This is a genomic window from Rhodoligotrophos sp. CJ14, from assembly GCF_038811545.1.
In the GTDB taxonomy this organism is placed as follows: domain Bacteria; phylum Pseudomonadota; class Alphaproteobacteria; order Rhizobiales; family Im1; genus Rhodoligotrophos; species Rhodoligotrophos ferricapiens.
In genome coordinates this window covers 638,720-661,093 of record NZ_CP133319.1, presented here as the reverse complement: position 1 = coordinate 661,093, position 22,374 = coordinate 638,720, and the positions used below count along the sequence as shown (strand labels likewise).

Below are 22,374 nucleotides of genomic sequence, written 5' to 3'. Positions count from 1 at the left end.
GGCGAGCGCAACGGTCGCGAAAAGAACAGAACATAAAGGTACGATTCGCGACCAGCGTTTCGCACGCACGGACAGCCCACTGAGACTAAAATTCATATAGGATCAACCCCGTATCCAGCGCGTCGCACCGTAGCCAAAGTCTAGACCGTTTCCAAGCCGAAGCATCGGCGCAGCATACACCTGGATGATCACTGTACCGCATAGCAACCGCTATACGGAACAAGACATCCACTGTATCCCTCTGTTGTACAGAGAGCCGTGTCATAAAAGGCACAAATTCAACGTTCAGGCCATCATAGACAGGATTTCCGTTAAATGCTCCTCAACTTGCCGCCGATTCCCCCGACGCGGATTGATTTCAGCGAAGATGATAGCGCCTGGATCGCCGCACGAATCACCGAAGTCCTCAAGTCGGGCCGCTTGACACTCGGGCCGTATACAGAAGAGTTCGAAGCGGTGTTTTCAACATATTGCGGCGCTCGCCATGCCATTGCCGTGAGCAGTGGTACCAGCTCGCTCGAGATTATTCTCCGCAGCCTGGACGTGGCGGGCAAGACCGTTCTGGTGCCGGCGGATACATTTTTCGCGACTGCCGCGGCTGTCATCGCTGCCGGGGGCAGACCGGTGCTTATGGACAGCGATATTGCCACCATGTCGACAAGCCCCGAGGAAATCGCCCGGCGCATCACTCCGGACACGGTCGGCATCGTTATTGTCCATATCGCCGGGATCGTGACGGACCGCATGCCGGAGATCATGGCGCTTGCCCAGTCGCGGGGGCTGTGGGTGATGGAGGATGCCGCGCATGCTCATGGCTCAACCCTCGCGGGCAAGCATGCGGGCACGTTCGGCCGCGCGGGGTCGTTCAGCTTCTATCCGACCAAGGTGATGACCAGCGCCGAAGGCGGCATGATCGTGACCGATGATGATGAACTGGCCGCTGCCGCGCGCATCTTTCGCGACCAGGGGAAGGCGAGCTTCCATCAGAACCTTCACATCCGCATGGGCAATAATTGGCGCCTGTCGGAGCCGCATGCCATCATCGGCCTCAGGCATTTCTCGCATCTCGATGAGATGATCCGCAATCGCCGACGTATCGCGGGGATCTACAATGAGGCGCTCGGGGCGGGGCGCTCGCGATTCGTGCCGATTCTGCCGCCCGAGGCCTGTCATGCGAATTACTACAAGTATCCGGTGATGCTGCCGAATGGCGTCGATCGGAGCGCCATCAAGGCGTGGCTTCGGGATGAGCATGGGGTGAATTGCGCAGGCGAGGTCTATGAACTGCCTCTGCACCGTCATCCTGTCTTTGCAGCTTACGATACGGGTGATCTCCAGCAGTCGGAGCATCTGTGCAGCCGGCATATCTGCCTGCCGATCTTCGCCAGCATGACCGATGACGAGGCGCATCGCGTGATCACCGCCCTGAGGGCTGCGGAAGAGCGCGAAATCGGGCGTGGATAGGCGTCAGCAGGCGTCCGGCGCGGGTGTACGGCGCCAACCATACCAGCTGCCGATGGCAAGACCTATGGCCGACCAGAACAGCTCGCGGGCTCGTCGGATCAGGGCGAGGGCAAGACCGATATCAGGCGAGCCGGTGAGCGCGGCGGTGACATAGACGGTCGCCGCCTCCAGCGAGCCGATATGGGCGGGGACGAAGAAGGTCGCCGAGCGAATCAGCACGATGGCGGCCTCGATGATCCAGCAGTCCCAGAAGCTCAGGGGATGGCCGATCAGGGCGAGAATAGCCCATACTTCGGCCGCTCCCATCAGCCAGTTCAGGAAAAATCCGACTGAGGCTGCAGCAAAGCGGCGGGGGTCCTGCCGCATGAAGCCGAAGATGCGCTGCTCCACCTCTTCGAGGCCGGCGATCGCGGCGGAGAGGTAACCTGCCCTGGACGAATGCTGCAGCCGGTCCGTCAAGGCCTTCAGCCAACGGCGATGAATGGCGATGAGCATGAGCCCCATGAACAGGGCAAGACCAATGGCGGCGATGGTCATGGCCGTTTCAACGGCGGGGCTGAGCAAATTCGATTGGAGCGCGAGCACCAGCCCGACGAGCACGAACGGGGCCTGGACCAATGCAAACATGGTCTGCACGATCAGCAGGGATGCGGCGCTCTCGCCATAGGGGACACCGTAATGCCGATTGAGCAGCATGGCCTTGAAGGGCTCCCCGCCCAGAGCACCAAAGGGCATGACGACACTCAAGGCCTCGCCGACCATGTTCACGCACCAAAGGCGGATGATCCACACGGCGTCCAGCGGCCGCGGGAAGGTCAGGGCCCAGGCGATCACCTCGAACAGAAAGCCCAGCGCGAAGATGAGGATCACCAGTGCCGCTCCGCCCCAGCCGATGCGGGTCACGATGGCTAGGGCCTGATCGAGATCGGTCTCATGCAACAGCCAGAGCAGGAGGGCGATACCGGCGATCAGCGCGGCTGCAGTGAAGAGCCTCATCTCAAGCCCACGCCTGAGGTGGAGCCGGTGGCGGGCTTATCGCGAATGCGCGAGATGCGGCCGTGACGGTCGAGGGTGAAGCGGTGACCGCGCCAGATGAAGGTGCGCTTCATCAGCGCCGCGGCCCAGGACATGAGGCCCAAGCAATCGCGCAGGGGCATCAGCCACAGGGCGCCCATCACCTCGCGATCCCCGAGCATTCTGGCGATGGCGGCGCAACTTACGATGCGAATCGCGAGGGTAGCGAAGAGAACGGCCCAGCCCATGGCCGTAAAGCCCGTGAGGCACGTGAACATCACCGCGAAGGGAATGGCGCGCGTGAGGACCGTCAGCGCAAAACCTATGGGATTGGCAGCCTTGGTGTTCTGATCCCAATAGACCTGGTGGGTCCACCAGCTCTGGAAGGTCGGATAATCGGGAATGATGTCGACGCTCATGGGGATAAATGCCATGTGCTTTCCATAGGCGGTCAGACGGCGGCCCATCTCCTGATCTTCCACCAGATATTCGGCGAGGGAGGCGATGCCGCCGGTTGCATCGATATCGGCGCGTCGCGCCGCAACCGTCGCACCGAGGCAGAAGACGGCCGATTTGGTCCAATGGGTGAAGATGAGGCTCGGCACGAAATCGGCATTCATGCTGAGCAGCTCCAGCTTTTCCGGAACGTTGCGCGCATCCGCCGTGCGATAGAGGGTGCAGGAATAGCCGATCTTCGGGTCGGCGAGGGGAGCCACGATGGTGCGAAGATAATCCGGGCCCACGCGCACGTCCGCATCGCTGATGATCAGAATGTCGTGGCGCGCAGCCTCCAGCCCATTCGCAATATTCTGGATCTTGCCATTGACCGTGGGCTCGCTCTCGCGCACCACCAAGGTCACCCGGGCGGGATGGGCATCGGCAATCCGGCGCAAGAGGGGCAGGGCAGGGTCGTCGAGGCGCTGCACCGAGATCACCAGCTGATAATCGGGATAATCCTGCGCGCAGAAGCTCAGGAGATTGCCCTCGAGCTCGCGGTCGAGCCCATAGACCGGCTTGAGAATGGAAACGGGCGGGGTGAAGCCGTCAGCGGGGGGGCGCCATGTTGCGAGAAAGCGCATGGTTGCCAGCACGCAGAGCAGGGAAAAGACGGAGCCTCCGGCAATCGGGATCAGCGAAATCGTCTCAAGCAGCGTCATCACGTCGTGGGCTCATCAGATCCAGATCCTTGCGCAAACTTAGGGTTGTAAGTTCGGCGGGCCTGTCGTATTCGAGAAGTCCGGGGTCTTAGCCTCCCTGCTCCAATGCAGCAAGCCAGGAATGTGGAAGACGGCGTTTCGCCGCTTGCCGCTCTCTCGACGGGACCTATACCATTCCGATGCCGTGGCATAGGGCTCATCGACAGGGCCGCCCAAGATGCTATACGCGGGGAGACGGGGAGGGGAAGCATGCCTCAGCCAAGGAGCTTATTGTGTATCGCTATTTCCTAACTCGTACCGCCACCGCGGTTGCGCTGGCCCTTGTTCTGCCTGTCACCAGCGTTTCAATGACGGTGCTCGCACCGGCCACAGCCCAGGCGGCATCGGCCGCTGAGGCGTTGATCGATAATTTTCATTCCGGTCTGCTCAACACCATGAAGCAGGCCTCGAGCCTTGGCTATTCCGGGCGCTTCAAGCGTATCGAGCCTCTCGTCAAGCGCACTTTCGCTTTGCAGACGATGATGCAAGTCATCGTCGGGCCTGAGTGGAACGGCCTCAGCGCTGCCGATCGCGGGGCGCTGATGGATACGTTCGGCGATTGGGTCGTGGCGAATTATGCCAGCCGGTTCAACGGGTGGGACGGCGAGAGCTTCGTTACGACCGGCACCACGGATGGCGGACGCAATACGGTTGTCGTGCAAACCGAAATCCGGCCGCAGAATGTAAAGCTCGGCTATCGGGTGCTCAACGGCAAGGTCGTCGATGTCTATCTCAGCGGCTCGGTAAGCCAGCTGGCTCAGTGGCGTTCCGAATTCGCCGCGGTGCTCAAGCAGCAGGGCGCGAAAGGTCTCGTGGCGAAGCTCCGATCGAGCGAGAACCAGCTCGCCAAATAAGGAGCTGTCAGTGACACTCGTGCCCGAGGCACCCGTGTCGAGCACATTCGTGTAGACGGCACCGCTCGCCTGAGGCACCGATCTTCGGCCTTCGACCGACATGTGCTCTTGAGGGGGCCTACACAAGTCAAGGCAGCCAAGACTTCGGTGAGCAATTTCGCTCCGAAGGAATGGCTGCCTTTTTGCTAGATCAAGATCTGTCGGTTATTTGCCCGGTCCCGCCTGTTCGGCAGGCGGTGGAGATTTGCCCAGCAGCGCGGGCAAGAAAATGAAGGTGGAAACCAGCATCAGGCCCAGGGCGATGCTCAACAGCACGCCGAGCTGCGAGGTGCCGGGATGGGATGACAGAGCAAGGCTTCCGAAGGAGGCAAGGGTGGTCAGCGCACTGAATAGAACGGCGCGCGTGACCGGCGCGGCGAGAAGATTATCCTCACCGTGCCGCCAGGAATGCACGAGATAGATTGGAAAGGTCACGCCAAGCCCAAGCAGCAGCGGCAGGCCGATGATATTGGCGAAATTCAGCTCCATGCCGATGAGGCCGCTCAGCCCCAGCGTCCAGAGGGCGGCGATGAACAATGGCGCAAGCGTGCGGATGACATCGCCCATCCGGCGCAAGGTCAGCCAGAGGAGAATGGTGATGGTGATCGCTGCGAGAATGGCGGCGGTGATGAAAGCGTTGATCACGAGGCCGCTCGATTCGTAGATCGTGATCGGCATGCCGGTCGCGTTGGGCTCAACCGTGCGAACCGCGTCGACGAATTTGAGCAGCTGCTGCGGATCCTGAACATTTCCCTTGGGAAAGACCTGCAGCCGGTACTGGCCATCGGCCGAGATCCAGCTGCTGCGCAGGCTCTCCGGCAGCGTCTCCAGGGAGACTGGTCGCGGCTGCATCACCTCAGCCATGAGCGCGCGTGCCTGGCCAAAGCCCGCCACCATCTCGGCGGAGATCGCCTGAAGGCGCGCGGGGTCGTTGATGGCCGAGAGCTTGCTCAGGGCCGCAACCAACCGCTCGGCATCGCCCTTGATCGGCTCCTTCGTCTCACCCGCATCGAGATAGCTTTGGATTTGGGCGGAGGTGCCGTCAATGGCGCCCTTGATGTCCTCAACCGAGGGGGGTGACGCGGGCGGCTGCGCCATCATGGCGGGGCCAAGCATCATGCCCAGGTTCTGCAGCGTCTCGAGCTTGCGGTCCTGATCCTGCGGAATGAAGGAGAAGACGCTCATGACCTCCCGCACTTCAGGCAGAGCCGCGAGCTTTTCAGATTTGGCGCGAACCTCATCAGGGTTGTTGGCCAGGACATTGAGCGTATAAGGCGTCGTCCAGGGATCGCTCGCAAGGCTCATGAGGGTCGCCATGCTTTCCGAGTTCGGATCCTTCAGGTGCAAAGGATCGAAATCGAAGCGCAGCATGAACAAGCCAACCAGCGCCGCGATGGACAGGGCGGCGGAGGCGAGAAGCACCGGCTTGCGCACAGCCACAAGGGTGTTTCCGAGCGGCCGCAGGCGCTCGAAGCCCACGGGCGCCTGTTCCGGACCGGGCTGGAGGAGCGTGAGAAGAGCGGGGAGCAGGGTGACGGTGAGAATGAACGCAATCAGGATGCCACCGCCGGCGATGACGCCGAGCTCAGCGACACCACGATAGGACGTGGGCAGGAAGGAGAAGAAGCCAGCAGCGGTGGCGACGGCTGCCAGGAGCAGCGGTCGCGCCAGCAATTTGGCGGTCTCGTCCATCGAGCCGCGGAACTCCTGGACGAGGTAACGTTCCTCTCTGAGGCGCATGCAGAACTGAATGCCGAAATCGATGGCGATGCCGACAAACATGACGGTAAAGCCGATCGAGATCAGATTGAGTTCGCCAACGGCGATCGTCGCCCAGCCCATAGTGGCGAGGAAGCCCATGCCCAGGGTGAAGAGGGCCGATATGATGAGCTTCCATGACCGCAGCGCCAGGGTCAGGATCAGGGCAACCAGCAGTACGGACAAGGTGATCGCCACCCAGGAGCCATGCTCGACGGTTGCAAATTCCTCGTCCGACAGGGGCACGGAACCGGTCAAACGGACTGTATAGCCCTTATCCGGGGTCAGGCCGAGCTCGCGGGCGGTCGACCGGATGAGGTCGGATGCGGGCTTGCCGGGGGTCAGCTGATGGGTGTCAAGCTTGGGATGGACCAGAATGAAGGCGCGCGGCGCCATGGCCGAGCCGAGTGAGCCGCCGAGGAGGGCGCTCCAGTCGAGGGCGGCCGGCTTGCCGGCGACGCCATTCTCTATGCCCGTCGCAACCTGGGTGAGGAAGTTGTGGGATTGATCAACCCCCTTCTCACCCATGCTCGCCCCCTGGAAGATCAGGGAGATCACATCGAGCAGGCCCACCAAAGACGGGTTCGCGCTCAATGTGCCGAGGATGGGCTGTGCCTTGGTGAGCTGGTCGACGAAACCGTTCAGCTGCTCAGTCGTGAGGTAGAGTAGGCCATTGCGGCGGAAAAACTCACCACCGCCCGGCTGCTGAATGGACAGGACGAGGTCATTGCGTGGCTGAAGCTTCGCGACAAGCTGGTCGGCGGCCTGATCCGCCTTCATCTTGCTCGGGCCGTCAACGACCACCAGAATCTGGTCGGCCTCGCCCGGGAAGAGCTTGCTGAAGCGATCCTCCGCCTGGAGGAAGGGGGCATCCCGCGAGAACAGGTCGTTGGTGTCGACGTTGATGCCGAGCGTGTTATACGCATATGCTGCAAGAAGGCAGCATATCACAACCGCGGTCGTGATGACCGACCAGGGATGATTCATGCTCATCCGCACAACGCGGACGAGCCATGGGGACCCAGATGGGGTTAGTTGACCTGCCAAGCAGCCTACCGGAGTTTAATGACCGTCGTCTGCTGACCAATCCTGTTGCCAACGAGGGTCACAGGGCGCGCCAGCACGGATGAAACGCACATCCGTGGAGATCCGCATCAGATCTGAGGCAGAGTCAAGTGAAGCGTGCACAATAACCGGAGAGTGCGCGATTACGTCGCCGGCCCCGTAGTTCGTCATGAGCCAGCGCTTCCGGGTGACATCGGACATCCACCGCAGATCATGGGTGATCGGGCGGGAGTCGTCTGGCCGATCGGTCGGGACCGCCCCGGTCTTCGCAACTTCCTTGATTGCCTCCATGGATCCATCCTCATGGGATCCCTCGAGATAGACCAAGCCGCCGGCTTCGACCGGGCAATCGCCCAGCGGAATCCAGAGGGTCACGAAGTCGTCTTTTCGGCTGTCGATATAAGTGCGGTCAATATGGGCGCGGGAGGCCGCCTTCTGGCCTTTGATGAAATGGCGAAGGGGGGTGCGACGCACGCGCTCCACCGGACCGCCGAGCAGATCCTCGGCGAGCTTGCGGAATTCGGGGCTGTCGACAAAATTGAGAAAAATCTCACTGCGAACGAAAGCATGGGCTGGATGCCCGGGAAAGCCGTGCCTGGGCAAGGCCTCGGGCGCGACACCCGAGAATTCCCCACGACGGTAATCGCCGTTCTTGACGAAGGTTTCGCCGAACATCCTGAGATAGGCCTCGCGAATATCGAGAACCTTCTCACGGTCGATAATATCGCGCATCAGCAAATAGCCGTCTTGCGCGAATTGACGCTTAGCCACGCCCTCAGCAGCCGACTGTGCAGAAGTCTCCGCGAGATAGCCCACATACTGCGCTGTGGTCGGGAGGGGGATGCCGTTGGATGAGAGCGAAGTGTGTAACATGTGCCTGCAATGGAATTAAATTTAAGCAACCAAGCAGTAACGCGCGCGCCCAAGAATTCCGGCGAACGAGCTCCTAACGAGACTCAGTCCCGATTATCCGAAAACCCCCGAACCCGCAGACCATAGGCTGACAATCGCTCGCGAACTGCCGGGCTTATCAACGCGGCAAGCTCCGCCTCGTTGTCATAGCCTGGCATCGCTTCTGCAATCGCAGCCGTACGGCGCATTGCTGGATGACAGTGGATCTCTGACACCCCACTCGGCAATCTGTCAAGCAGGCTCAGCAAGGTCTCCTCGTCCAGATGGCCACTATCCTTGATCCCCAGTAACCATTCATTATGACTGATGCTATTCCGCAACAAGTGCTGCCGCATTACAGCGAGACAGGGCGCCATGACCGACCATCTCAGCATGCTGATCAAGCGTGTCAGCAAAGACGAATCATCCGACGCAATCGACCACGGCTCCCGGGGCAAGCGCAGGCCCGTGCCTGGATAATGCTCGAGCTGCCGCACAAGCTCTCTGAACAGGGTCGGATGCACCTGCATATGATTGTGGCCATTGACGTGATCGAGGGGCAGGCCCGTCCTCGTGAAGGTTTCGAGCTGGGCGCGGATCTCCCGCCGCAACTGCCGGCGCGCGTCAGGATGGAAGAACCAGAGGAGGCCGGCCTTGGCCAGATTGTCATGAAAGCGGCCGCGATCATCGACGAGAGCCGAAATCGTTTCGGGCGGCGAGACAGGAACCCCCTGGACGAGTACGAGGTGAAGACCCACGCGCAGGCTTGGCAGCCGGCGGGCGCGGGCGATCGCATCGGCCGCGGCAGGGCCCGTCACCATGAGGCTTGCCGCCCCGAGCACGCCCTCCCGGTGAGCCTGCTCGACAGCCTCGTTGATTTCCTCGCTAAATCCGAAATCATCGGCGGTGATGATGACTGGGCGCATTGGCCTCAGCTACTGGAAGTGATAGGTGCAAGCAAGAGGCGAGGAGACGTTCAGCCGCTCTGCTCGCGATACGGAGGAATATGGCCATGGCGCGCATCGCCCTGGTGACCGGTGCGACGGGATTTGTGGGGTCGGCCGTGGCGCGCAAGCTCGTCGAACGAGGCTGGAGCGTGCGTCTGCTGGCGCGACCGCAATCGGACCGCCGGAACCTTCAAGGCATCGATGCGGAGATCATCGAAGGCAATCTGCGGGACCCCGCCAGCTATGCACAAGGCTTGCGCGGGGTCGAGGATGTCTTCCACGTTGCAGCGGATTACCGGCTCTGGGTTCCGGATCCGGAGATCATGTATCAGACGAATGTGGAAGGGTCGGTCGCGCTGGCCCGTGCCGCGACAGCCGCAGGCGCCTCGCGCATCGTCTATACCAGCAGTGTCGCCGTTCTCGGCCTCAAGGGCGATGGCACCGTGTCGGATGAGGACTCACCGGTCACCGTCAATGATATGATCGGCCATTACAAGCGCTCCAAGTTCCTGGCCGAACAGGCGGTGCGCAAGGCGGCCAGCGCCGAAGACCTGCCGCTTGTGGTCGTCAATCCGTCAACACCGATCGGTCCGCGCGATATCAAGCCGACGCCCACGGGCCGCATCATCGTCCAGGCCGCGCTCGGCAAGATCCCCGCCTTCGTGGATACGGGTCTCAATGTCGTCCATGTGGATGATGTGGCGGAAGGCCATCTCCTGGCCCATGCCAAGGGACGGATAGGCGAGCGCTATATTCTGGGCGGGGAGAATATGGGGCTCGAGCAGATCCTCGCGACGGTGGACGAATTGCAGGGGCGCCGCACGAAACGGGTGAAGCTGCCGCACGGGGCGGTGCTGCCATTGGCCTATGGCGCAGAATTTGGTGCTCGACTGCTCAAAGGCTCCGAGCCATTCGTGACGGTGGATGGTGTCCGGATGGCGCGCAAGAAGATGTTCTTCAGTCATGCCAAAGCCAGCCGCGAGCTCGGCTATCATCCGAGGCCCGCACGAGAAGCGATCGTCGATGCCGTCGAGTGGTTCCGCAAGGCCGGCATGATTTAGGAGAATGACCGCCGCCTCGGCTCACCCTTCCAGTGCTATAACATGGAAGAAGGTGCCTGAGACATTGCCGCGGCGATGGCCGCCGGCTCCGAGGGGCTTGCCTTCACCGTCGCTGAGCTCGGCGAGCGGTTCATCCTCGCCCGGTGCGATCACACTCGCATAATGGAATTCGTGGCCGCGAAGGAGGGTGCCACTCTCGCCCAAGGGCGACGGGCGCAGCAGCTTGGCGCGGCGATAGCCGAGATGGAGCCGTCGCTTGGCATAGCTGGTGGAATGCCCGAGCAGGCCGACCATGGCATGGATGGTTCCTTCGCCATCAACCAGGCTCTCGCCCAGAATCATGTAGCCACCACATTCGCCATGAACCGGGCGCGTTGCGGCAAAGCGCCTAAGGCCTGCCTTGAAGTGTTCGGCGCTCGCCAGCCTGCCCGCATGGAGCTCAGGATAGCCGCCGGGCAGCCAGCAGATATCGCAGTCATCGGGGGGCGCTTCATTGGCCAGGGGTGAGAAGGGCACAAGCTCGGCCCCCTGCGCCCGCCAGCCATCAACGATATGGGCATAGAGAAAGGTAAAGGCCATATCGCGGGCAAGCGCGATGCGCTGGCCAGGTGGGGTAAGCGGGCGTTGGCTTTCGCTCATCTCGCTGGTGATGTTCGCACCGGCAAGCGCAATGATGCGGTCAAGGTCGAGATGGGCTTCGCCGATTTCCGCAAAGCGCGTGAGAAGCGCCGGGGCGTCGGGATGTTCATCGATCTGGACAAGGCCGAGATGGCGTTCCTTCACCGCCAGGGTTGGATCGCGGGGCATGGCGCCGAGGACGGGCAGGCCGATCTCCTCGATCGCACCCTTTACCATACGGAGATGGCGCTCGCTGCCGAAGCGGTTGATGATCACGCCGCCGATCCGCACGTCCGGCTGGTGATTGGCAAAGCCGCGGGCGATTGCCGCTGCCGAATGGGCTTGTCCGGACACGTCCAGAACCAGCAGAACCGGCAGCTGATATCGTGCGGCAATATCCGCCGGTGCGCCGCGACGGCCCACGGGGCCTTCAATACGATCGAACAGGCCCATGGCGGCCTCGACCACGAACAGGTCGGCGGTCTCGGCCGTTTGGGCTGCCAGCCTGTCGAGCAGGCCCAAGGGCATGGCCCAGCTGTCGAAATTATAGGTGGGTCGCCCGGTGGCGGCGCTATGAAAGGCGGGATCGATATAGTCGGGGCCGGTCTTGGCTGAGCGTATATCGAGGCCGCGGCGCTTGAGCGCTGCGAGAAGGGCCAGAGTGACCGTGGTCTTGCCCGCGCCCGAACGAGGGGCGGCCAGCATCAGGCCGCGCGGATGCGCATCCACCATCACACCGCCTCGCGCGCTGCTTGGAAGGCAAGCCGGCGCAGCTGCTCGCGCAGCCGGACCACTTCGCCAATCACCACCAGAGCCGGTGGGCCAAAGGCTGAATGTTGGAGATCGGTCGCCACCCTGTCGAGGCGCGAGATAAGAATCCGCTCGTCCGGCAAGGTTGCGTTCTCAATCACCGCAGTGGGGGTTTCCGGGGCCATGCCACCCGCAATCAGCTGATCGGCAATGCGGGGCAGCGCACGGACGGCCATGTAGAGAATGACGGGGAGGTTGAGCCTGGCGAGTGCTATCCAATCGAGCCCGGTGTGATGATCGGCGCTCTGACCGGTTGCAAGGATCACCGCCTGATTGATGCCGCGCATGGTGGCAGGGATCGAGGCCATGGCGAGACCGCCAAGGCCTGAGGTTATGCCAGGAAAGACCTTGAAGGGCACACCCGCTTCCGCAAGCGCCAGCATCTCCTCGCCGCCGCGGCCGAAGACAAAGGGATCGCCACCCTTGAGGCGCAGGACCCGCAAGTTCCGGCGGGCGAGGCTCACCAGGGTATCGCAGATCTCATCCTGTGCAATCGAAGGCTTGCCGCCGCGCTTTCCCGCAAAGATGCGCTCGGCCTCAGGCCGCGCAAAATCGAGAACGCGCGGATCAATCAGCGCGTCATGCACGATCACATCCGCCTGCCGCAACGCCGAGATTACATAGAGGGTGAGATGGCCGGGATCACCGGGACCTGCGCCGCACAGCCAAACCGTGCCCGGCTGGAACAGCGGCATGAGCCCGGGAAGGTCTTCCATCATCCTGCCGATCATCCCTCACTCCGGTTGCGATAGCGGCGTTGATAGCCGGGATCATAGAGCGCACTGTTGCCGAAGTCGTCGCAATCGAGCACGCGGCCGACAAGGATCAGTGCGGTGCGCTCCGGGCGATCCTCGCCGATGCGCGCGCAGATGGTTCCAAGCGTGCCCCGGATCATGCGCTCATCAGGCCAGCTCACGCGATAGGCGACGGCCACAGGGCAGTCGGCACCGTAATGGGGAATGAGTTCCTCGACCAGCCTGTCCAGCACGTGGATCGAAAGATGCAGCGCGAGGGTTGCGCCGGTTTCAGCGAAGCTTGCGAGGCGCTCGCGCTCGGGCATGGCGGAGGCACGGCCAGAGGTGCGGGTCAGCACGACGGATTGGGCGACCTCCGGCAGGGTCAGCTCCGTCTTCAGGGCGGCCGCCGCTGCCGCGAAGGAAGGTACTCCGGGGGTGACGGTATAGGGAATGCCGAGCTGGTCTAGACGGCGGTGCTGCTCGCCCATGGCGCTCCAGATCGAGAGGTCTCCCGAATGAAGCCGCGCAACGTCCTCGCCCGCGTGATGGGCCTTGAGCATTTCCGCGATGATCTCATCAAGGCTCATGGGCGCGGTATCAATGATGCGGCAGCCCTCGGGGCAAAATTCGAGGATCTCCCGATGAACCAGCGAGCCCGCATAGAGGCAGACAGGACAAGAGCTGATCAAATCGCGGCCGCGGATCGTCAGGAGGTCCGGTGCGCCGGGGCCTGCTCCGATGAAGTGGATGGTCATGCTTGCATCCTCGGCTCTGCCGCTGGCTCGCGCCGCAAGGCCTCAGCGCTTTGAGCGAGCGCGCAGGTTGCCGACCCGTTGGCGATCCTGTGCAGAATGAGGGAGGCGCCGGGTCCTGCGGCGCTCAATGCGACGCCTTCGGCCACGGACGCGAAGCCGGTCGTGGCTTCTGCACGCGCGGAGCGGGTGGGACAAAGATGCTGGACCGCGGCAAGGGCCTGATTGTCGACCAGCATGAGCGGCAGAGCGAGCCTGCTCACGGCTTGCGCCAAGCCGGGCTCGGTGCTGCGAAACCGGGGCGCGGCGAGTGCACTGATCGGCTGGCCGGCGCATGCAGCTTGCGCGCGCTCGATCAGGTCCAGGAGATCCTGCGCGGGGCAATTTGGGCGCATACCGAGGCCGGCAATGATCATGGCTTCACCGCGCGCCATTGCAGCACCGTCATTGCCGGCCGAAAGCCATGCATCGTGCCGATCCGGTCCAGCCGCTCGACCGAGAGCCGGGTGAGATCACCGCCAAAGCGGTGATAGGCCTCTATCAGTGCCGCTTCCGCCTCAAGGGTGACGCCATTCACCACCATGCGGCCAGCAGGCTTCAGCCGTGACCATGCGGCATCAAGCACCCCATCCCGGAGGCCGCCGCCGATGAAGACAGCATCGGGTTCGGCAAGGTCGATCAAGGCCTCGGGCGCGTGGCCGTGGATGATCTCAACCTGCCGTGAGACACCGAGGACCGTCACGTTGCGGGCGGCATTGGCCGCGCGCCCACCATTCTCCTCAATCGCCAATGCCCGGTTGGCGGGATGGCTTAAGGCCCATTCAGTGGAAATGGAGCCGGAGCCGCAGCCGATATCCCACAGGCGCTCGCCCGCGCGCGGGGCGAGGCTCGAAAGAGTGACCGCGCGGATCTCGCGCTTGGTAAGCTGCCCGTCATGCGCGAAGAGGGCATCATCGAGACCGCTCGTCACGGAAATGATGATCGCCTCCCGTCCAGCAGCAAGCTCGATGCCGAGGAGGTTGAGCCGCGCGATATCGGGAAGGTTAAATTGATCCGCGCGGGTCTGACGGATCCGCTCGGCCTTGCCACCAAGCCGTTCGAGCACATGGATGGTGCTCTGACCGAAACCGCGCTGGCTCAGATAGCCGGCGACCGCAGCGGGTGTGGTTTCGTCGGCTGAGAGCGCAAGCAGACGCCGGCCGGTCTGAAGCAGGGGCGCCAGGCCCTCTATCGGCCTGCCGCACAGGGATATGATGCTGATCTCTTCAAAGGGCCAGTGAAGGCGAGCGGTGGCCAGGGAAACAGAGGAGAGGGCAGGGATCACCAGCATCTCGCCCGGTGCGACTGAGCGCGCCAAAAGGTTGCCGATGCCGTAGAAGAAGGGATCACCGGAGGCTAGCACCACGACAGGATCGCCGCGGCGCCTCGTGATTTCCGGCAGCGTTTCCGCAATGGGGCTCACCCAGGCAAGCTTGCGACCTTTGCCTGAGCGCTCGACCATCTCTAGATGGCGCGGGCCGCCCACCACCAAGGCGGCCTGCTCGATCAGCAGGCCCGCCGTGCCCGAGAGGCCGGCCAAGCCATCCTCACCAATCCCGATCAGGCTCAGCCAGGGGGATGCGCTCATGGGCAAGCCTCGCGCGCAAAAAGGCTTGGCAGCCCATCAGCCTTGTGGAACAGCATGGCGCGATGAAGCTCTTGATCCTCGGCGGCACGAGTGAAGCGGCGGCATTGGCGCGGCTGCTCGCTGATGACCCGCGCTTTGATCCAACCCTCTCGCTTGCAGGTGCAACCACCAAGCCCGCGCGGCTGCCCATAGCGACACGCATCGGCGGCTTCGGCGGCGCAGAGGGGCTGGCGCGGGTCTTGGCGAAAGAGGGGTTTAACCTGGTGATCGATGCGACCCATCCGTTCGCGGCCGTGATCTCGGCCAATGCGCGGTTGGCTTGCGATGCGGCCCGACTGCCGCTCGCGGCCATCCGCCGGCCCGGCTGGATACCCGCTGCGGGCGATCATTGGATTTCCGCCGGCAATCTCGACCAGGCGATCAGCCTGATCGGCGCTGATCCTAAGCGCGTGTTTCTGACCATAGGACGCAAGGAGGTGGCAGCCGCGGCCAAGGCGCCGCATCATTCCTATGTGATCCGCAGCGTGGATGCGCCGCCGCCCGAGGCTCTGCCGCCCGACACCACGCTCGTTCTCGCGCGCGGTCCGTTCAATGTGGCGGCCGAGGAAGCGGTTTTGCGCGAGCAGGCAATCGAGGTGATCGTCACGAAGAATTCGGGCGGGGATGCCACAAAGGCAAAGCTCGATGCTGCGCGCGCTCTCGGCCTGCCGGTCATCATGGTCGAACGGCCGCCTAAGCCGGCCGCCAATATCGAATTCACATCCGCCGCCGAAGCCTATGACTGGCTTACCGCTCCTCACGCGGGGCTCCTGGCAAAGCGCGGGGTGTAGACCCAGGGGCTCCCGTCCTGACGCGCAATCAACCGGGTCGCGCTCGATCCGATCATCACCAGGGTGCGCATATCGCAGCGGGCGGGGTCGGCATCGCGCAGCGCAACAATGTCGATGCGCTGTTCCGGGCGGCTTATGGCGGTTGCAAAAATGACCGGCGTTTCCGGTGCGCGCCAGGACCGCAGCCGCGCGAAGGCCTCGCCCAAGTGATCGGGCCGGGCATTGGAGCGGGCATTGTAGAGGGCGATCACGAAATCAGCGCGGGCGGCAGCCTCGAGCCGTGCCAGCACCAGCTCCCAGGGCTTCAGGTTATCGGAGAGCGAGATCGCGCAGAAGTCATGGCCAAGGGGTGCGCCTATGGCTGCCGCGGTGGCAAACATGGCGGAGATGCCGGGCACCACTCTGATATCGAGGCGGCGCCATTCGGCAGGGCCATGCTCGACGGCCTCAAAGACGGCCGAGGCCATGGCGAAAACGCCGGGATCACCGGAGGATACGACCGCCACGCTGGCGCCACTCTGAGCAAGGTCGAGGGCGTGGCGGGCGCGGCCCAGCTCCTCGCGATTGTCGGTTCGATGTTTGCGCTGACCCGCTCGCTCCGGCACGCGATCGACATAGGGGCCATAGCCGATGATGTCGGATGCTTCTTCCAGGCATGTTCTGGCTTCTTGCGTCAGAAGTTCCGCTGCGCCAGGGCCTAAGCCGATAATGGTGAGGCTTCCCGTCATCGCACCCGCTGCCGTCCAGGGATAAGGACGATGCTGAAATAGCCAGCCGTCTCTTCCGTGACCTCTGCCAGCGGTCGGATCCGTTCCGTGCGCATAGAACCGCCCTCGACGAGAATGGCGCGCTCCATAAGCCCCGCTTCGTGCAAGGCTCTGCGGACCTTGGCGAGGTTGCGCCCCACCTTCATGATGACAGCCGCATCGGTGGCGTTCAGCCTGGCTAGCAGGGCGTCTTCCGGCAATGTGCCGGGCAGAACCGTCAGCACGTCATCGCCATGGGCGATCGGCGCGCCGGCGCGGGTCCAGCAGGCGCTCATGCCGGTGACACCGGGCACGACCTCACTCGCATAGCGGTGATGCAGGCGGTCATAGAGATACATGAAGGACCCGTAGAAGAAGGGGTCGCCCTCGCAGAGCACCGCCACATCATCACCCGCATCGAGGATTGCGGCGAGCTTACCGGCGCACTCGTCATAAAAGGTTTCCATCCCCCTGACATAGCGGGGATCGGTCACTGCGATCTCGACGGTGAAGGGATAGTCGAAGCGCAGCTCGCGGGTCTCGGGATTAAGATGCGGCGTGGCGATGGTGCGGGCCTGGCCCAAGCGTCCCTGCTTGGCGAAGAAAGCGGTCACGGGTGCGGATGCGAGTAGCCGCTGCGCCTTCAGGGTGATGAGCTCGGGATCACCAGGCCCCAGGCCTATGCCATAAAGCTTGGCCACGGCGCTCACTCAACCTCGCTGGCAATGGCATTGACAGCGGCAACGGCCATGGCACTACCGCCCTTGCGGCCGCGGACGATGGCGCAGGGAACGTGGCCATAATCGAGAAGCAGCTCCTTTGATTCGGCCGCACCGACGAAGCCGACCGGCATGCCGATGATCGCCGCGGGCTTCGGTGCCCCTCGGTCGATCAGTTCCAGCAGCCTGAACAGGGCTGTCGGCGCATTACCGATCGCCACCACCGCACCATCCAGCCAATCGATCCAGAGATCGAGGGCCGCCGCAGAACGGGTATTGCCGATGGCACGGGCGCGCTCGACAATGTCGGGCGCATCGAGGGTGCAGATCACCTCATTATCCGCCGGCAGGCGCGAGCGGGTGATGCCATTCGCCACCATCTTCGAATCGCACAGGATAGGCTTGCCCTCGACGAGCGCTTTGCGGGCCGCCTTGTAGAAGTCGGGCGAGAAGACGATGTCCTGCGCGATCTCGACCATGCCGCAGGCATGGATGATGCGCACAGCCACGCGGGCCTCATCGGCATTGAAGCCCATAAGATTGGCCTCGGCGCGGATCGTGGCGAAGGACTGCCGGTAAATTTCGGCACCGTCGCGGATATACTCATAATCGCGGCGCATTGCTCCGCCCCTTACGCAATTCGGTGATGGCCGCATCCAGGCTCAAGCCCGTTGCAACCGGTGTGTCGCCGGCGCGGCCGTTTCGCACGAGCGAATAGCGCTCTTCGCTCTCGCCGACCAGCGTGAAATGTGCGGCTTTCGGCTGGGCACAGCCCTTTTCGCAGCCGGACACATGGAGGCTGGTTCCGGACGCTAGACCCGATCTCGCCAGACGCTCGGCATCTGCGCGGCTTTGGGTTCTGCCGGAGGCACAATGTGGATAGCCCGGGCAGGCGGCAATCGTGAGGCGCGGATCATCGGGCGAGATGATCAACCCCGCGGATCGCGCCCAGTGCTGAAGGTCCTCGATTGCCGCTTCCGCGAGCCCGGACACAACGAAGGCCCGCCAGGGCGTGCAGTGCAAGGCTTCGGCGCCGAGGGCGCGGGCTTTGCCGATGAGGCTCAGAAGACGCGGCGCCTCGATCTGGCCGAAGGGAAGGCCGAGGCTCAGCCAGCCGGGTCCGCTCATCGGCCGCGCTGCCGGCGCGACAGGCGGCGTGCGGGGAGAGGCCGCAAGGCCGGCCTTGGCGAATATGGCAGCAGAGCCCATCTGCGAGACGAGGTCGCGCATGCGGCGCGGCGGCGGGGTCCTGCTCGAGCCGAGCGTGAGAAAGGCGAGGGCGAGCGCGAGTGCCGCTTCCACAGCGCTTCCGGGCTGCACATGTGCCGCCAGATCCGAACCGCCAATCCAGAGGCCAAGCCCGCCAGAATGCGCCCTCAGCATGATATCCGCTTCGTGCCCTGCGAGTGATAGCGCACCGCCCCCATCGATAAGGACGCCAAATTTCGGCGGCAGGCGATGAAGCTCGGGAGACTGCGCCAGTGCGGCTTCAAGCTCGCCGGCAAGCGCGTGAGAATCAAAAGTCGCGCTCAGGTCTTCGGGCCCCAGCGGGCTCGCTAAGATGTTGCGGATTTGCTCGAAAGGGCCGTCATTTGCGGCAAGTCCCTCAGCCTGCATCGCGGCAGCGAAGGCGTCGACCGTCTCTGGGCTGAGGCCGCGGATCTGCAGATTGGCCCGATTGGTCAGCTCGATCATGCCGTTGCCATCGCGCAGTGCTGCTTGCGCCAAAGACTGCGCCTGAGCGAGGGTGAGGGTGGCCGCGCTCGGCTTTACCCGCACCAACAGCCCATCGCCCGAGACCATGGGCGCCAGCAGGCTCGGGCACCAGCCCTTGACGCGCGTGGCGGCTGTCATGGCTGCGCCTCGTCATCCGATGCGAGGATGGACCAGACCGCATTGCGCCGTGGCCGCCAGAGATCGCGCCGGATCGCTTCGGCAAAACGGGCAGCCATCGCGGCGTGGGCATCGGGATTCTCCCGCCCAAGAAAGGCGTGCACCGCCTCGTTGCCCAGAGTCTCGTCAAAAATGAGCTCGAACTGACGGTCGAAGCGGCAGGTGAGGGTGGCAGCGAAGGCGAACAGGCCATCGAGACCGCGGGCGATTTCGGCCGCCCCACGATAGCCATGCCTCATCATGCCCTCGATCCAGCGCGGGTTGGCGGCGCGGCCCCGCACGATGCGCTTCACCTCCTCTTCGATGGTCCGCAGATTGGGGGCATTCGGATCTGCGGTATCGGCATGATAAAGGCGGGGGGATGCGCCCAGATGCTCCGCCGCGGCCGCAAACCCGCCCTCGTGGCCGGCAAAGTCGAGGCTGTCGAGCAGGTCGATCTCCCGATGATCCTGAAGGTGCACGAAGGCCTGTGCCTCTGCCACGCGCGCGGCAAAGCCTCGGGGGTCGGCCTCCGCTGCGCCATAGCGCCCGTAAGCATGGCTGGAGGCTGCGAGATAGGCGCGGGCAAGATCAGAGCGGGCCTCCCAGGCGCCATCCTCGATCAGCGTGCCTAGAGTCACGCCATAGGCTTGAGGGGCATTGCCATAGATGCGCTGCAGGACCTTATTTCGCTCTGCGCCGGAGAGGCCGCGCGCAACGCGCGCATAGGGGTTGAATTCATCGGCCTCATCGGCGCGCTCGGCAAGCGCATGGACCGCCTGGTCGAATAGCGCGATCTGCTGGCCGAAGGCGTCGCGAAACAGGCCAGAGATGCGCAGGGTGACGTCGACCCGCGGGTGCTCGAGACGTGCCTCGGGCAGCACTTCTATGCCGCTCACCCGGTTCGAGCCGGCATCCCAGACCGGCCGCACGCCCATGAGCACCAGGGCAAGGCCGAGATCCTCACCACCGGTGCGAATGGTAGTCGAGCCCCAGAGATCGAGCACCACGCTGTTGAGCCATTCGCCGGTATCCTGCAGATGGCGCCTGATCAGTTCGCGTGCGGATTTTTCCGCGAGCAGCATGGCCGAGCGGGTGGGCACGGCGCGCGGGTCGACCGTGAACAGGTTGCGGCCAGTGGGCAGCACGTCGACGCGGCCGCGGCTTGGGGCACCCGCCGGACCGGGTGCCACGAAGCGTGCATCCAACGCGCTGATCAAGGATTGCCGCTCGGCCTCGGCACAGGCGGCAAGACGGGCGGATATTTCTTCGTGTGGGTAACCTGGAGAGGAAGCGGCCACGGAGGCTGCGAGCGCGGCAAGGCGCTCATCATCCAGGCGCTTGCCAAAGACATGCAGCCCGTCGCGGATCTGCAGGTCCTTCACATCGCAGAGATAGGCATCAAGTCGCGCGAGCGCCTCGTCCTCATCCAACATGGCCGAGGCGCCGCTTTCCTCAAGGAGGCCGGCGTCGGCGGCGCGCTCGAGAATGTCGCGCTTGAGCAGCGTCATGCGCCGGCGGTCAAGCCCGTCGGCTGCCGCATATTCATCGATCAGCTTCTCGAGCTCGGCGGCTGCTCCGTGGCTGCCGGCGGTTTTGAGCGGCGGTGTCAAATGGCCGATAATGACGGCACCGAGCCGGCGCTTGGCGGCAGCAGCCTCCCCGGGGTTGTTCACGATGAAAGGGTAGACCACGGGAACGCCGCCGAGCAGCGCGGCGGGGGCGCATTCCGCCGACAAGGCGACCGCCTTGCCGGGCAGCCATTCGAGCGTGCCGTGGGTGCCGAGATGGATGATCGCGTGAACACGCCGCGTTTCGCGCAGCCACAGATAGAAGGCGATATAGGCATGGCGCGGCGGCAGATCGGGGTCGTGATATTGCGCCTTGCGATCGAGCGCCCGGCCGCGATCGGGCTGAATGGCGATGATAACATTACCAGCCTCGTGAAAGGCGAGGTGGAATGCGCCATCGCGAAAGGCGGGGTCATCCTCGACCGTGCCCCAGGCTGCCTCTATGCGCGCCCGCAGGGCAGGCGGCAATGCGCTGTAAGCCCGCGCATAGTCCTCGCCGGACATCACCGGCGCGGTCAGGCCGGCGCGAATGGCATCCGTGATGGTGCCCTCGCTGGCTGAAGTTGCGTAGCCCGCAGCAGACAGACACCGCAGGATCTCGTCCGTGCTGGCCAAGGCGTCGAGGCCCACCGCATGGGCGACCTGCCCCTGGGCGCCAGGATAATCGGAAAGCACCAGCGCGAGCCGGCGTTCGCCCCTCGGCGTCCGCGCCAGATGCACCCAGCCCTTGGCGCGAGAAACCGCATGGGCAATGCCGGCCGCATCGGGTTCGTGCACTGTGCGGGTGAGATCGAGGCCCAATACGGGCTGTTCCGCCTTGAATGAAACCGCGGTGGTGAGCAGCCGACCATCAAGCTCGGGCAGCACCACATGCATGGCAAGGTCTGTTTCGGAGAGCCCACGGGCGGATGCATCCCAGGCCTCGCGCGGCGAGCCGGACAGCACCAGTTGGAGCACCGGGACATTCGCCTGATCCAAGGGCGAGGTGCCATCCTCGTCGCGGCGCGCGGAAAAGGCCGTGAGGTTCAGGATCACATCGGGCTTGAGTTGCCGAAGCGCATTCCCAACGAAAGCGGCGCTCACCGGATCCTTCAGGCTGGTCACGTAAACCGCATGTGGGCTTATGCCCGATGCTGCAAGCTCTTTGGCCAGCGCATGAACCGGTGCGAGATCATCGGCAAGAACGTAAGCGCGGTAGAGAATGATCGCAGCCTTGGGCACGTTGGGCAGCTCAAACCCAAGATCGAGGTCGCCTGCGGCCGGAACAGGCTGAGCCCGTGCTGGCTCTGCCGCCGCAAGGCCTGCGAGATGGGCGGCATAGCGAAGGACCGATGCCATATTCTGCGGTCCACCGTGGCGGAAATAAGCCCGGAAGTGCTCCAGCGCCGCGGGCGAGGTGGTCGAATAGCCGGCAAGCCGATCATCCAGCCGGTCGTCACCCTCGAGCAGGACAAGGGCTATGCCGCGATCGCGACAAAGCGCGCTCAGCTCCTGCACGCCGTAGCGCCAGTAGTCGAGACCACCCAGTACGCGCAGGATGATCACGCGCGCATGCTGAAGGGTCTTGTCGAGATAGAGATCAACCGACATGGGGTGGCGCAAGCGGCCGAGATTGGCGATGCGCAGGGAGGGCAGATGCTCCCTGTCGCGGGCGTAAGCTGCGGCGATCGCACCTAAGTCCGAATCCGAGAAGGACAGAAACGCCATGTCCGCGGGTGCATGGTCGAGGTCGACCGCAATATCGGCCTCATCCAGCGAACGCGTGTCTCGAACCAGAAGGTGCATGAACCAACCGGACGGCTC

Annotated in this window: 19 protein-coding genes; 4 read left to right on the top strand and 15 right to left on the bottom strand. The window is 63.6% G+C overall.

Annotation, left to right across the window (positions count from 1 at the left end):
• The first annotated feature begins 315 nt into the window (after positions 1 to 315).
• Positions 316 to 1,464, top strand: coding sequence for a DegT/DnrJ/EryC1/StrS family aminotransferase (locus RCF49_RS02985; protein WP_342642565.1), 1,149 nt, complete (start codon positions 316 to 318; stop codon positions 1,462 to 1,464).
• 3 nt (positions 1,465 to 1,467) lie between these two features.
• Here RCF49_RS02985 and RCF49_RS02980 read toward each other — a convergent pair whose 3' ends face one another.
• Both RCF49_RS02980 and RCF49_RS02975 read right to left on the bottom strand, forming a co-directional pair.
• Positions 1,468 to 2,460, bottom strand: coding sequence for a lysylphosphatidylglycerol synthase domain-containing protein (locus RCF49_RS02980; protein WP_342642564.1), 993 nt, complete (start codon positions 2,458 to 2,460; stop codon positions 1,468 to 1,470).
• Positions 2,457 to 3,635 (bottom strand): glycosyltransferase, encoded by a 1,179-nt coding sequence (locus RCF49_RS02975; protein WP_342644108.1) that lies wholly within the window; start codon positions 3,633 to 3,635, stop codon positions 2,457 to 2,459. The genes RCF49_RS02980 and RCF49_RS02975 overlap by 4 nt, the downstream gene beginning before the upstream one ends.
• Positions 3,636 to 3,907: 272 nt before the next feature.
• Between RCF49_RS02975 and RCF49_RS02970 the strand changes: the two genes are divergently transcribed.
• Entirely contained in the window at positions 3,908 to 4,528 is a 621-nt protein-coding gene (locus RCF49_RS02970; protein WP_342642563.1) for an ABC transporter substrate-binding protein, read from the top strand.
• Positions 4,529 to 4,732: 204 nt separating this feature from the next.
• On the opposite strand, the gene RCF49_RS02965 is transcribed toward RCF49_RS02970, so the two are convergent.
• From RCF49_RS02965 to hpnK, 3 genes are all read right to left on the bottom strand, one after another.
• The gene (locus RCF49_RS02965; protein WP_342642562.1) at positions 4,733 to 7,324 is read right to left on the bottom strand and encodes an MMPL family transporter; all 2,592 of its coding nucleotides are present in this window, start codon (positions 7,322 to 7,324) and stop codon (positions 4,733 to 4,735) included.
• A 63-nt stretch (positions 7,325 to 7,387) separates the two neighbouring features.
• On the bottom strand, positions 7,388 to 8,263 hold the full coding sequence (locus RCF49_RS02960; RefSeq protein WP_342642561.1) for a phytanoyl-CoA dioxygenase family protein: 876 nt from the start codon (positions 8,261 to 8,263) through the stop codon (positions 7,388 to 7,390).
• 83 nt (positions 8,264 to 8,346) lie between these two features.
• Complete coding sequence (hpnK, locus tag RCF49_RS02955) at positions 8,347 to 9,207, bottom strand: hopanoid biosynthesis-associated protein HpnK (RefSeq protein WP_342642560.1); 861 nt, start codon at positions 9,205 to 9,207, stop codon at positions 8,347 to 8,349.
• 86 nt (positions 9,208 to 9,293) lie between these two features.
• Between hpnK and hpnA the strand changes: the two genes are divergently transcribed.
• Positions 9,294 to 10,289 (top strand): hopanoid-associated sugar epimerase, encoded by a 996-nt coding sequence (gene hpnA, locus RCF49_RS02950; RefSeq protein WP_342642559.1) that lies wholly within the window; start codon positions 9,294 to 9,296, stop codon positions 10,287 to 10,289.
• A 21-nt stretch (positions 10,290 to 10,310) separates the two neighbouring features.
• On the opposite strand, the gene RCF49_RS02945 is transcribed toward hpnA, so the two are convergent.
• Genes RCF49_RS02945 through cbiE form a run of 5 tightly spaced genes read right to left on the bottom strand, consistent with a single transcriptional unit; the run spans position 10,311 to position 14,833 of the window.
• Entirely contained in the window at positions 10,311 to 11,639 is a 1,329-nt protein-coding gene (locus RCF49_RS02945; RefSeq protein WP_342642558.1) for a cobyrinate a,c-diamide synthase, read from the bottom strand.
• Entirely contained in the window at positions 11,639 to 12,448 is an 810-nt protein-coding gene (gene cobA, locus RCF49_RS02940; protein ID WP_342642557.1) for a uroporphyrinogen-III C-methyltransferase, read from the bottom strand. Before cobA ends, RCF49_RS02945 begins: the two co-directional genes overlap by 1 nt.
• Positions 12,445 to 13,209: a precorrin-4 C(11)-methyltransferase gene (gene cobM, locus RCF49_RS02935; protein ID WP_342642556.1), complete on the bottom strand. Its 765-nt coding sequence runs from the start codon at positions 13,207 to 13,209 to the stop codon at positions 12,445 to 12,447. The genes cobA and cobM overlap by 4 nt, the downstream gene beginning before the upstream one ends.
• Positions 13,206 to 13,640, bottom strand: coding sequence for a cobalamin biosynthesis protein (locus tag RCF49_RS02930; protein ID WP_342642555.1), 435 nt, complete (start codon positions 13,638 to 13,640; stop codon positions 13,206 to 13,208). Before RCF49_RS02930 ends, cobM begins: the two co-directional genes overlap by 4 nt.
• Positions 13,619 to 14,833, bottom strand: coding sequence for a precorrin-6y C5,15-methyltransferase (decarboxylating) subunit CbiE (cbiE, locus tag RCF49_RS02925; protein ID WP_342642554.1), 1,215 nt, complete (start codon positions 14,831 to 14,833; stop codon positions 13,619 to 13,621). The genes RCF49_RS02930 and cbiE overlap by 22 nt, the downstream gene beginning before the upstream one ends.
• Positions 14,834 to 14,895: 62 nt before the next feature.
• Here cbiE and RCF49_RS02920 point away from each other — a divergent pair, with 62 nt between their 5' ends.
• A complete protein-coding gene (locus RCF49_RS02920) occupies positions 14,896 to 15,663 on the top strand; it encodes a cobalt-precorrin-6A reductase (RefSeq protein WP_342642553.1) in 768 nt (255 codons plus the stop codon).
• Here the strand turns inward: RCF49_RS02920 and cobJ are convergent.
• Genes cobJ through cobN form a run of 5 tightly spaced genes read right to left on the bottom strand, consistent with a single transcriptional unit; the run spans position 15,630 to position 22,356 of the window.
• On the bottom strand, positions 15,630 to 16,391 hold the full coding sequence (gene cobJ, locus RCF49_RS02915; RefSeq protein ID WP_342642552.1) for a precorrin-3B C(17)-methyltransferase: 762 nt from the start codon (positions 16,389 to 16,391) through the stop codon (positions 15,630 to 15,632). The genes RCF49_RS02920 and cobJ overlap by 34 nt on opposite strands.
• On the bottom strand, positions 16,388 to 17,119 hold the full coding sequence (locus RCF49_RS02910; RefSeq protein WP_342642551.1) for a precorrin-2 C(20)-methyltransferase: 732 nt from the start codon (positions 17,117 to 17,119) through the stop codon (positions 16,388 to 16,390). Before RCF49_RS02910 ends, cobJ begins: the two co-directional genes overlap by 4 nt.
• Positions 17,116 to 17,748, bottom strand: coding sequence for a precorrin-8X methylmutase (locus RCF49_RS02905; protein ID WP_342642550.1), 633 nt, complete (start codon positions 17,746 to 17,748; stop codon positions 17,116 to 17,118). The genes RCF49_RS02910 and RCF49_RS02905 overlap by 4 nt, the downstream gene beginning before the upstream one ends.
• Positions 17,732 to 18,982 carry a precorrin-3B synthase gene (gene cobG, locus RCF49_RS02900; RefSeq protein ID WP_342642549.1) on the bottom strand — a complete coding sequence of 417 codons (1,251 nt, stop codon included), beginning with the start codon at positions 18,980 to 18,982 and terminating at the stop codon, positions 17,732 to 17,734. Before cobG ends, RCF49_RS02905 begins: the two co-directional genes overlap by 17 nt.
• Positions 18,979 to 22,356 carry a cobaltochelatase subunit CobN gene (cobN, locus tag RCF49_RS02895; protein WP_342642548.1) on the bottom strand — a complete coding sequence of 1,126 codons (3,378 nt, stop codon included), beginning with the start codon at positions 22,354 to 22,356 and terminating at the stop codon, positions 18,979 to 18,981. Before cobN ends, cobG begins: the two co-directional genes overlap by 4 nt.
• Positions 22,357 to 22,374 lie beyond the last annotated feature (18 nt).